This window comes from Citrobacter sp. RHBSTW-00029 (genome assembly GCF_014104295.1).
In the GTDB taxonomy this organism is placed as follows: Bacteria; Pseudomonadota; Gammaproteobacteria; order Enterobacterales; family Enterobacteriaceae; genus Citrobacter; species Citrobacter youngae.
Genome location: NZ_JABXRT010000001.1, coordinates 4,659,113 through 4,670,804, shown reverse-complemented (window position 1 = coordinate 4,670,804; position 11,692 = coordinate 4,659,113). Strand labels below are relative to the sequence as shown.

Below are 11,692 nucleotides of genomic sequence, written 5' to 3'. Positions count from 1 at the left end.
TTACCAACCACACGCAGCAGCGACAAGGCGCAAAAATCATCTGCTACGGTGAAAATTAGTGCAGTTCGTTTCCTTTGTTACAAAACCGGCCTGAGTCCATCAGGGCTGAAAAACTCAGCAGCAGTCCTCGCTTTTGTTTGCAACCTGTCAAAGGTCATTCACCTGCATGTTTGCTGTTACAACCTGGCGAGCAGACAAGCACACCCCCAGAAGGCACAGCGCGCGTTATTCTACGTGAAAACAAATTAAACGGCAGGTTAAACCGAGTATCTTTGCGAATATTTTTTCACGTTTGTGTCAAGTGGCTGTGATGCGGCAAAAAAATCACCCTGCCCACCCGCGACTCCACGTTCTGTCAGGGTATGCCACTCGCTGCGCGAACGTACGCCCGTGGCATAAACCTGCGTTGGCGTTCCGGTACACGTCTCTACCAGGCTTTGAACCAGCAGCTGATTTTCCGTTCGCTTATCAATGTTTCTCACCAGACTGGGATGAAGCTTCAACAATTCGACATTCAGCTCTTTGATCCAACTGGTACTCACCAACGTTAAACCGGCCTGCGTAACGGCAATACGTACGCCAAGCGCATCCATCAATCGGATAACCGGTTGTAACCGGCTGATGTGTTGACAAACATCCGCCTCAGCAAGTTCAATAATTATGCGTTTACGTAGCGATTTTTCGCACTGCATCAGCGTATCTCGCAGCCAACGCTGAAAACGTGGGCGAATGAGCGATTCAACCGTCGTCTGCATCGCCAGGCTTTCCTGCGGCCAGTACCCCAACAACAGGATCAAACGGCTGATTTGCAGACGGTCATACTCTTCCGCCAGACCAAATTGCAGCACCATCGGCATATATTCCGCCGAAATAACCTCTTCGCTGCCATCGAAAATACGGCACATCAGCTCGCGATGGTGCACCCGCCCTTCACGCGTTACGGCAGGTTTTTGATAAATTCGCGGTCCGCCCCGACTGAGCATCTGTTCAATCAGCGTTCGCCAGCGCACATTGCCCCGGCCTTTTTCCGGCAGAGAGTCGTCATACACCGACCAACTGTTCCCGCCTTGTAATACTGAATTCCGGGTGGCGGCTTCAGCGTGATCCATAACTTGTTCAGTCGACTGACCGCTGCGACAGACACAAATGCCAATATGAACCATATCGGCACGATCGATCATTTTGTTAGCCGGAAGTGCATCCACCGCCTTTAAGAGTTGCCCGGCGATACTTTCCGCTTCTTTTAACGTGCGGTGTGGCAGCAGGATGGCAAAATCGCTTCGGTGGTAACGCGCTAACAGTGCGCCCGGATAGCGCATCATAAAGGTAGACAACAAATTGATAAGCGTTGAAATTTGTTCTTCCGCCTGGGTAATGCCCCAGCTCTCGCGTAGCAGCGTAAAGTCCGGCAAACGAACCATCATCACCACACCATGCGAGCCGACTTTTTCCTGATCTTCCAGCAGCGTCGCCAGTTGGTTATCAAAGAACAAGCGGTTGCTCAGCCCCGTTTTTGTATCCTGCGCGACATAGGAGCGAATTAGCGTATCCAGCCTGCTGCGCTGCTCACGAGCATTTTGAATTTCGGTCAGTAGCATGTCGAGCGCACTACTGGTACGCGCTGGCCACTCATAGACCGTTCCCCGCACGTTTGGCCCGCGTTCACCGTTGAGGATCCGCGTTGAACGAATCTCCAGTAATTCCTGTCCGGAAAGTTGACGTTGAAGCCAGCGCACCGACAAAAACAGCATCAGGATAATAAAGCCTATCGATAGCGTGAGCGGTGCCGTAGTCATCAACGAATGGAAATAGTTGCCCATCGGATCCTGGTAAACCATACGCAGCGACATCCCCGGATGCTTGACCAATGGCACGGTGAGATTGCGATAAAGGTTATTCGTCCCCGCCGGGCGGTAGCTACTGGTTCGGGAATGGCTATAAACAACGCAGTCATCCTGAAGCAATTCAATACGGACGATATCAACCGAAATCATCAGTTCATCAATTTGCGGCGTTAAGGACACGACATCCCTGGTGACCAGATGGGTATCGATCGCCGTCGCGACGGCATGGACGCGGGTGGTGAACTTATATTGAATAGCGTTATAGAAACTCAGCGAGCAACCTATCAGCGTCACGAAAATCGTTAACCCGGTAAGCAGCGTGACAAAGGCTGAAAATTTCGTCGTTAATCGCATCCTTGTGTTAACTCCGACAGTGATGAATCAGGTGTGAAAGTGAAAAAGCGACACGAAAATGCAAAACTGAACGCGAAATCCGTCAATTTACACAAATAATGTGGGCATACTACCAAATCAGGTATATCTGGCAATTTATTGCGCAGAATCGGCATCATGTTTTAATTAGCGAGTATAGTCTTCACAGATAATTTTCCAATCCACTATATGAATTGAGGACAGGTTATGCAGGCTTTGATCTTAGAACAGCAGGACGGAAAAACCCTCGCATCCGTTCAACCCCTCGACGAAAATCAGCTACCTGAAGGCGATGTGACGGTGGATGTTCACTGGTCGAGCCTGAACTATAAAGATGCCCTCGCCATCACCGGTAAGGGTAAAATTATCCGCAATTTTCCGATGATTCCTGGTATCGATTTCGCCGGTACCGTACGCGCAAGTGAAGATCCTCGTTTTCATGCAGGTCAGGAAGTCTTACTGACCGGATGGGGCGTGGGTGAGAATCATTGGGGGGGACTGGCCGAACGCGCTCGTGTGAAAGGCGATTGGCTGGTTGCGCTGCCAAAAGGACTGGACGGTCGCAAATCCATGGTCATCGGTACCGCCGGTTTTACTGCCATGCTGTGCGTCATGGCGCTTGAAGATGCCGGTATCCGCCCGGAAGACGGCGAAATCGTCGTCACTGGTGCCAGCGGTGGCGTAGGCAGTACTGCCGTTGCGCTGCTGCACAAACTGGGTTACCAGGTTGCGGCAGTATCGGGCCGCGAAAGCACCCACGACTACCTGAAAAGCCTGGGAGCCAACCGCATTCTGGGTCGTGATGAGTTTGCTGAATCTCGTCCGCTGGAAAAACAACTGTGGGCGGGTGCCATTGATACCGTTGGCGACAAAGTGCTGGCAAAAGTACTGGCGCAGATGAACTATGGCGGTTGTGTTGCCGCCTGTGGTCTGGCTGGCGGTTTTGCGCTACCCACCACGGTGATGCCGTTTATTCTGCGCAACGTGCGCTTACAGGGCGTCGACTCCGTGATGACGCCTCCGGATCGTCGTGCACAGGCCTGGCAACGTCTGGTTAACGACCTGCCAGAGTCGTTCTTTACCCAGGCAGCGACAGAAATCACGCTTGCCGATGCGCCGAAGTTCGCCGATGCCATCATCAATAACCAGGTGCAGGGCCGTACGCTGGTGAAAGTGAAATAAAACAATTTGCAGATACAAATTTACATTTAATTAACTAAATTTCTCTGCACATTGACGGACTCCCTGCCATAGTAACTACGCGCCAGTATGAGCCTTTGCGCGTATGTCGGGAGTCCGTTATGAAGAAAATACGTCCATTCACTGAAGCCGATGTAACAGCCGAGTCGGCTTTTTTTATGCAGCGCCGCCAGGTGCTGAAAGCGCTGGGTATCAGCGCCGCCGCTTTGTCTTTGCCCTTTTCTGCCGAGGCCGATCTTCTGAGCTGGTTTAAAGGCAATGACCGTCCGCCCGCGCCTGCCGGTAAACCCCTTGATTTCACCAAGCCGGCAGCCTGGCAAAATACACTTCCTTTAACACCAGAAGATAAGGTTTCTGGCTATAACAACTTCTACGAATTCGGCCTCGACAAAGCCGATCCTGCAACCAATGCCGGCAGTCTGAAAACCGATCCCTGGACGCTGAAAATCAGCGGTGAAGTCGCTAAACCGTTGACGCTCGATCATGATGCCTTAACCACCCGCTTCCAACTGGAAGAGCGTATATATCGAATGCGCTGTGTTGAAGCCTGGTCGATGGTCGTACCGTGGATTGGTTTTCCTTTACATAAACTGTTAGCGCTGGTTGAACCCACCAGCAATGCAAAATATGTCGCGTTCGAAACACGTTATGCCCCTGAAGAGATGCCGGGACAGAAAGATCGCTTTATTGGCGGTGGGTTAAAATATCCTTATGTTGAAGGGCTACGTCTGGATGAGGCCATGCACCCGCTCACGCTGCTTACAGTGGGCGTGTATGGCAAGGCACTTCCACCACAAAATGGTGCCCCTATTCGCTTAACGGTGCCATGGAAATACGGGTTTAAAGGCATTAAGTCGATCGTCAGTATTAAACTGACGCGTGAACGCCCGCCAACCACCTGGAATATGGCTGCGTCCGATGAATACGGTTTTTATGCCAATGTGAATCCTCATGTCGATCATCCCCGCTGGTCACAAGCGACTGAACGCTTCATCGGCGCGGGCGGCATACTGGATGTACAGCGCCAGCCCACGTTGCTGTTTAACGGCTATGCAAAGGAAGTCGCTTCCCTGTACCGAGGTCTCGATCTGCGGGAGAATTTTTAAGTGCGCTTGACTGCAAAACAGATTACCTGGCTGAAAGTTTGCCTGCATCTTACCGGACTTTTACCGTTTCTCTGGCTATTTTGGGCGGTAAATCATGGGGGACTGAGCGCCGATCCGGTCAAAGACATTCAGCACTTTACCGGTCGGACAGCTCTGAAATTCCTACTGGCTACCTTGCTGGTGGCGCCGTTGGCGCGCTACGCTAAACAGCCATTATTGATACGCACTCGTCGCCTGTTAGGGCTATGGTGTTTCGCCTGGGCGACGTTACATTTAACCAGCTATGCGCTACTGGAATTAGGCATTAATAACCTGGCATTGCTGGGGCGGGAACTTACTACTCGACCTTATTTGATGTTGGGTATTTTCAGCTGGGTCATTTTATTCGCCCTCGCCTTGACCTCTACACAGGCAGCCCAGCGAAAACTGGGTAAATATTGGCAGTATCTGCACAACTTCGTCTATCTTGTGGCGATCCTGGCACCCATACATTATTTGTGGTCGGTAAAAATTATCTCTCCGCAACCGATTATTTATGCCGCACTTGCAGCGGTGCTGTTAGCCTGCCGCTACAAGAAGTTTCGCCAGTGGTGGCGGTAGTTACACGATATGTGCAGTACGTTGCAAAACACAGACGAACCCATGTTCTTTACATGCCAGCGGTTGATTATCTTCCCTGATAAGACCAGTATTTAGCTGCCAATTGCTACGAAATAGTTATAATGTGCGCCTTTGCTCTCCCCGGTAGCGTTTTTACAGCGCAGAAAGGGTGACAATCGCATATTGAAGGTATATTTTGTCTTTTACCCGAAAATGGCAGAAGATAGCCGCACAATGACTAACAAGTCTGGCAATCTCATATAATGGCCGCAGCACGCAGTGCAACGCCTGAGATGCGTGGCATCTTGTCACTCACTGTTATAAAAATGCTATACAGACGGCGGTAAAACGCCTGTCACAATCTCACTAAACAAAGAGTACGGAACCCACTCATGGATATTCGTAAGATTAAAAAACTGATCGAGCTGGTTGAAGAATCAGGCATCTCCGAACTGGAAATTTCTGAAGGCGAAGAGTCTGTACGCATCAGCCGTGCAGCGCCAGCTGCAAGTTTTCCAATGATGCAACAGGCTTATGCTGCACCAGTGATGCAGCAGCCAGCTCTGTCTAACGCTGTCGCACAAACTGCCACTCCAAGTATGGAAGCGCCGGCAGCAGCGGAAATCAGTGGTCACATCGTACGCTCCCCAATGGTTGGTACGTTCTACCGCACCCCGAGCCCGGATGCTAAAGCGTTCATCGAAATCGGCCAGAAAGTGAATGCGGGCGATACCCTGTGCATCGTTGAAGCCATGAAAATGATGAACCAGATCGAAGCCGACAAATCCGGCGTAGTGAAAGCGATTCTGGTAGAAAGTGGTCAACCGGTAGAATTTGACGAGCCGCTGGTCGTCATCGAATAACGAGGCGAACATGTTGGATAAAATTGTCATCGCTAACCGCGGCGAGATTGCCTTGCGTATTCTTCGTGCCTGTAAAGAACTGGGCATCAAGACTGTCGCCGTGCACTCAAGCGCGGATCGCGATTTAAAACACGTATTGCTGGCGGATGAGACGGTCTGTATTGGCCCGGCTGCGTCCGTAAAAAGCTATCTGAACATCCCGGCAATCATTAGCGCCGCTGAAATCACCGGCGCAGTGGCAATCCACCCGGGTTATGGCTTCCTCTCTGAGAACGCCAACTTCGCTGAACAGGTAGAACGTTCTGGTTTTATCTTCATCGGCCCGAAAGCCGACACTATCCGCCTGATGGGCGACAAAGTGTCCGCGATCACCGCGATGAAGAAAGCTGGCGTACCGACCGTTCCAGGCTCTGACGGCCCGCTGGGCGATGACATGGACGCTAACCGCGCTCATGCTAAACGTATCGGCTACCCGGTTATCATCAAAGCCTCCGGCGGCGGCGGCGGTCGCGGTATGCGCGTCGTGCGCAGCGATGCCGAACTGGCACAATCCATCTCCATGACCAAAGCGGAAGCGAAAGCGGCTTTCAACAACGACATGGTTTACATGGAGAAGTACCTGGAAAACCCACGCCACATCGAAATTCAGGTGCTGGCTGACGGTCAGGGTAACGCGATTTATCTGGCTGAACGTGACTGCTCCATGCAGCGTCGTCACCAGAAAGTCGTCGAAGAAGCACCTGCGCCGGGTATTACCCCGGAACTGCGTCGCTACATCGGCGAGCGTTGCGCCAAAGCGTGCGTTGATATCGGCTATCGCGGGGCAGGTACTTTCGAGTTCCTGTTCGAAAACGGCGAGTTCTACTTCATTGAGATGAACACCCGTATTCAGGTTGAACACCCGGTAACCGAAATGATCACCGGCGTTGACCTGATCAAAGAGCAGCTGCGTATCGCGGCAGGACAACCGCTGTCCATCAAGCAGGATGAAGTTGTGGTTAAAGGCCATGCGGTAGAATGCCGTATCAACGCCGAAGACCCGAACACCTTCCTGCCAAGCCCGGGTAAAATCACGCGTTTCCACGCGCCGGGTGGCTTTGGTGTGCGCTGGGAGTCTCATATTTACGCAGGCTACACTGTACCTCCGTACTATGACTCAATGATCGGTAAGCTGATTTGCTACGGCGAAAACCGCGACGTAGCGATCGCCCGTATGAAAAACGCATTGCAGGAACTGATCATCGACGGTATCAAAACCAACGTTGATCTGCAGATCCGCATCATGAATGACGAGCACTTCCAGCATGGTGGAACCAATATCCACTATCTGGAGAAAAAACTCGGACTTCAGGAAAAGTAAGCATGTGTTAACCGAAAAGGCCGGAAATTCCGGCCTTTTGTTTTTCTCCCCTCCCGAACGCGCCATAAGGTACAATCCCCGCTTTCTTTATCCACAAGGGACAAAAAATGGACGCTCGTTTTGTTCAGGCCCATAAAGAGGCGCGCTGGGCGCTGTGGCTGACCCTTTTATATCTTGCCACATGGTTAGTAACCGCTTACTTACCAGATTCCACGCTCGGTTTTACCGGCTTACCGCACTGGTTCGAAATGGCCTGCCTGCTAACGCCGCTGGTTTTCATCGTACTGTGCTGGGCGATGGTGAAGTTTATCTATCGCGACATTCCGTTGGAGGATGACGATGCAGCTTGAAGTTATTTTGCCGCTGGTCGCCTATCTGTTGGTGGTCTTCGGTCTCTCTGTTTACGCTATGCGTAAGAGATCGACCGGTACTTTCCTGAACGAATATTTCCTCGGCAGCCGCTCGATGGGCGGGGTCGTGTTAGCCATGACGCTAACGGCAACCTACATTAGCGCCAGTTCGTTTATTGGCGGCCCTGGCGCGGCTTATAAATACGGATTGGGATGGGTATTACTGGCGATGATCCAGTTGCCTGCCGTCTGGCTCTCTTTGGGGATCCTCGGGAAGAAATTCGCCATTCTGGCGCGCCGTTATAATGCCGTTACCCTTAACGACATGCTGTTTGCCCGCTACCAGAGCCGTCTACTGGTGTGGCTGGCAAGTCTTAGCCTGCTGGTCGCGTTTGTCGGAGCAATGACTGTACAGTTTATTGGCGGCGCACGTTTGCTGGAAACGGCTGCGGGTATTCCTTACGAAACCGGTTTGCTGATCTTTGGCGTCAGTATCGCTTTATACACGGCATTCGGCGGATTTCGCGCCAGCGTACTGAACGACACCATGCAAGGCATGGTAATGCTGATTGGGACTATCGTTCTGCTGGTCGGCGTCGTTCATGCCGCCGGCGGCCTTAGCAATGCGGTAGTAACCCTGCAAACCATCGACCCGAAACTGGTCTCACCGCAGGGCGCGGATGACATTCTGTCACCCACGTTTATGACCTCATTCTGGGTACTGGTGTGTTTTGGCGTGATTGGACTTCCGCATACGGCGGTACGCTGTATCTCCTATAAAGACAGTAAAGCGGTACACCGTGGGATTATCATCGGCACCATCGTGGTGGCGATCCTGATGTTTGGCATGCATCTGGCGGGTGCGTTGGGACGTGCGGTGATCCCTGACCTGACGGTACCGGATCTGGTGATCCCGACCCTGATGGTCAAAGTGTTGCCACCGGTAGCTGCCGGGATCTTCCTCGCGGCACCCATGGCCGCGATCATGTCAACGATCAATGCCCAATTGCTGCAAAGTTCCGCTACGATCATTAAGGATCTGTACCTGAACCTTCGTCCGGAACAGTTGAAAAACGAAACCCGGCTGAAGCGCATGTCCGCTGTGATCACCCTACTGCTGGGCGCGTTACTGCTGCTGGCCGCCTGGAAACCGCCAGAGATGATTATCTGGCTCAACCTGCTGGCGTTTGGCGGGTTGGAAGCGGTCTTCCTGTGGCCGCTGGTGCTGGGCCTGTACTGGGAGCGCGCAAACGCGGCAGGCGCATTGAGCGCGATGATTGTCGGCGGCGTGTTGTATGCCGTACTCGCGACCTTTAACGTTCAGTACCTGGGCTTCCATCCGATCGTGCCCTCGTTGCTGATAAGCTTGCTGGCTTTCCTGATCGGCAACCGTTTCGGTTCCACCGTTCCGCAAGCCACCATATTGACTACTGATAAATAAAGAGTTTTGCCATGCCATGGATCCAACTAAAACTGAACACGACCGGTGCCAACGCTGAAGAGTTAAGCGATGCGTTGATGGAAGCGGGCTCCGTTTCCATCACTTTCCAGGATACGCATGATACGCCAGTGTTCGAGCCTCTGCCGGGCGAGACTCGCCTGTGGGGCGATACCGATGTTATCGGCTTGTTCGACGCAGAAACCGACATGAAAGAAGTCGTTGCCATTCTGGAGCAGCATCCGCTGCTGGGTGAAGGCTTCACGCATAAAATCGAACAGCTTGAAGATAAAGACTGGGAACGCGAATGGATGGATAACTTCCATCCGATGCGCTTTGGCGAACGCCTGTGGATTTGCCCGAGCTGGCGCGATGTCCCGGATGAGAACGCCGTCAACGTGATGCTGGACCCGGGTCTGGCGTTTGGTACCGGCACTCACCCCACCACCTCTCTGTGTCTGCAATGGCTGGATGGTCTCGATCTTAACGGCAAAACGGTTATCGACTTTGGCTGCGGCTCCGGCATTCTGGCCATTGCGGCACTGAAACTGGGCGCAGCGAAAGCCATCGGCGTGGATATCGATCCACAAGCGATTCAGGCCAGCCGTGATAACGCCCAGCGTAATGGCGTTTCTGAGCGTCTGGAGCTTTATCTGCCGAAAGACCAGCCAGAAGCGATGAAAGCCGACGTAGTGGTCGCCAACATCCTCGCGGGCCCATTACGTGAACTGGCGCCGTTAATCAGCGTACTGCCCGTTGAGGGAGGTTTACTGGGGCTTTCAGGCATTCTTGCCAGCCAGGCTGACAGTGTCTGCGAAGCCTATGCCGATCTCTTTACGCTCGATCCGGTCATCGAAAAAGAAGAGTGGTGTCGTATTACCGGTCAGAAAAAATAATCTTCACTCGTTACTATCGCTAGCCCCAAAATCGCTTTCGTTTTCGCAAAATGATTTGCGGAAATGAGAGCGAGATCGCATTACAAAGTCACTATTTGTTCACAAAAACAGCTTTTTATCCTGATATCCTGAGCCTGAGCGCAATAAAAAAAGAGAAGTTTTCGGAATTTATAAACAGATGATAAATCAGCGCAACTACGTATCCAAATGATTATTAAAGCTTTTAATTTGAAACTGTGTACTTAGTCAGCAATTCATTGATCCACCTCAGTGGATTGGTCAAAGTTTGGCCTTTCATCTCATGCAAAAAATGCGTAATATACGCCGCCTTGCAGTCACAGTATGGTCATTTCTTAACTCATGCGCATCGGACAATACCAGCTCAGAAATCGCCTGATCGCAGCACCTATGGCTGGCATCACTGACAGACCATTCAGGACGCTGTGCTATGAGATGGGAGCAGGATTGACGGTATCCGAGATGATGTCTTCTAACCCGCAGGTTTGGGAAAGCGACAAATCTCGTTTACGTATGGTGCACGTTGATGAGCCAGGAATTCGCACGGTGCAAATTGCCGGTAGCGACCCTGTTGAGATGGCTGATGCCGCACGTATTAACGTGGAAAGCGGCGCCCAGATTATTGATATCAATATGGGGTGTCCGGCTAAAAAAGTGAATCGTAAGCTCGCAGGTTCAGCCCTCTTGCAGTACCCGGATTTAGTGAAATCGATACTAACCGAGGTCGTCAATGCAGTGGACGTTCCTGTCACACTCAAGATTCGCACCGGCTGGGCTCCGGAACACCGTAACTGCGTAGAGATTGCCCAACTGGCTGAAGACTGTGGCATTCAGGCTCTGACCATTCATGGACGCACCCGCGCCTGTTTGTTCAATGGAGATGCTGAGTACGACAGTATTCGGGCAGTTAAGCAGAAAGTTTCCATTCCGATTATCGCGAATGGCGACATTACTGACCCGCATAAAGCCAGAGCTGTACTCGACTATACGGGGGCGGATGCCCTGATGATAGGACGTGCAGCTCAGGGAAGACCCTGGATCTTTCGGGAAATCCAGCATTATCTGGACACTGGGGAGCTGCTGCCCCCGCTGCCTCTGGCAGAGGTGAAGCGCTTGCTTTGTGCGCATGTTCGGGAACTGCACGACTTTTATGGTCAGGCAAAAGGGTACCGAATTGCGCGTAAACACGTATCCTGGTATCTCCAGGAACACGCTCCGGATGACCAGTTTCGGCGCACATTCAACGCCATTGAAGATTCCAGCGAACAGCTGGCGGCGTTGGAGGCATACTTCGAAAATTTTGCGTAAACAGAAATAAAGAGCTGACAGAACTATGTTCGAACAACGCGTAAATTCTGACGTACTGACCGTTTCTACCGTTAACTCTCAGGATCAGGTAACTCAAAAACCCCTGCGTGACTCGGTTAAACAGGCACTGAAGAACTATTTTGCTCAATTGAATGGTCAGGATGTTAACGATCTCTATGAGCTGGTACTGGCTGAAGTAGAACAGCCCCTGTTGGACATGGTGATGCAATACACCCGCGGTAACCAGACCCGTGCTGCCCTGATGATGGGCATCAACCGTGGTACGCTGCGTAAAAAACTGAAAAAATACGGCATGAACTGATACATTTCAGCTATG

At 51.9% G+C, this 11,692-nt stretch carries 11 protein-coding genes; 10 read left to right on the top strand and 1 reads right to left on the bottom strand.

All coding sequences use genetic code 11. The features are described from left to right. Window positions 1–257: 257 nt before the first annotated feature. Window positions 258–2,198, bottom strand: a complete 1,941-nt coding sequence (gene csrD, locus HV041_RS22630; protein WP_182294270.1) for an RNase E specificity factor CsrD — start codon at window positions 2,196–2,198, stop codon at window positions 258–260. A gap of 225 nt (window positions 2,199–2,423) precedes the next feature. Here csrD and HV041_RS22625 point away from each other — a divergent pair, with 225 nt between their 5' ends. The 10 genes from HV041_RS22625 to fis all read left to right on the top strand — a co-directional run bounded on the left by HV041_RS22625 (window position 2,424) and on the right by fis (window position 11,677). Next, window positions 2,424–3,398: an MDR family oxidoreductase gene (locus HV041_RS22625; protein ID WP_116361144.1), complete on the top strand. Its 975-nt coding sequence runs from the start codon at window positions 2,424–2,426 to the stop codon at window positions 3,396–3,398. Window positions 3,399–3,517: 119 nt separating this feature from the next. Continuing rightward, window positions 3,518–4,522 carry a protein-methionine-sulfoxide reductase catalytic subunit MsrP gene (gene msrP / locus HV041_RS22620; protein WP_165712956.1) on the top strand — a complete coding sequence of 335 codons (1,005 nt, stop codon included), beginning with the start codon at window positions 3,518–3,520 and terminating at the stop codon, window positions 4,520–4,522. After that, window positions 4,523–5,122: a protein-methionine-sulfoxide reductase heme-binding subunit MsrQ gene (gene msrQ, locus HV041_RS22615; RefSeq protein ID WP_048213461.1), complete on the top strand. Its 600-nt coding sequence runs from the start codon at window positions 4,523–4,525 to the stop codon at window positions 5,120–5,122. A 392-nt stretch (window positions 5,123–5,514) separates the two neighbouring features. Continuing rightward, window positions 5,515–5,985 (top strand): acetyl-CoA carboxylase biotin carboxyl carrier protein, encoded by a 471-nt coding sequence (gene accB / locus HV041_RS22610; protein ID WP_005121378.1) that lies wholly within the window; start codon window positions 5,515–5,517, stop codon window positions 5,983–5,985. Window positions 5,986–5,995: 10 nt separating this feature from the next. Further along, window positions 5,996–7,345: an acetyl-CoA carboxylase biotin carboxylase subunit gene (gene accC, locus HV041_RS22605; protein WP_003025213.1), complete on the top strand. Its 1,350-nt coding sequence runs from the start codon at window positions 5,996–5,998 to the stop codon at window positions 7,343–7,345. 107 nt (window positions 7,346–7,452) lie between these two features. Continuing rightward, window positions 7,453–7,695, top strand: coding sequence for a YhdT family protein (locus tag HV041_RS22600; protein ID WP_048213462.1), 243 nt, complete (start codon window positions 7,453–7,455; stop codon window positions 7,693–7,695). Beyond that, window positions 7,685–9,136 (top strand): sodium/pantothenate symporter, encoded by a 1,452-nt coding sequence (gene panF, locus HV041_RS22595; RefSeq protein ID WP_121585123.1) that lies wholly within the window; start codon window positions 7,685–7,687, stop codon window positions 9,134–9,136. The genes HV041_RS22600 and panF overlap by 11 nt, the downstream gene beginning before the upstream one ends. A gap of 11 nt (window positions 9,137–9,147) precedes the next feature. After that, window positions 9,148–10,029: a 50S ribosomal protein L11 methyltransferase gene (prmA, locus tag HV041_RS22590; RefSeq protein WP_005121381.1), complete on the top strand. Its 882-nt coding sequence runs from the start codon at window positions 9,148–9,150 to the stop codon at window positions 10,027–10,029. A gap of 360 nt (window positions 10,030–10,389) precedes the next feature. Further along, the gene (gene dusB / locus HV041_RS22585) at window positions 10,390–11,355 is read left to right on the top strand and encodes a tRNA dihydrouridine synthase DusB (protein ID WP_003025224.1); all 966 of its coding nucleotides are present in this window, start codon (window positions 10,390–10,392) and stop codon (window positions 11,353–11,355) included. A gap of 25 nt (window positions 11,356–11,380) precedes the next feature. Then, complete coding sequence (gene fis / locus HV041_RS22580; RefSeq protein WP_000462905.1) at window positions 11,381–11,677, top strand: DNA-binding transcriptional regulator Fis; 297 nt, start codon at window positions 11,381–11,383, stop codon at window positions 11,675–11,677. Window positions 11,678–11,692: the final 15 nt, after the last annotated feature.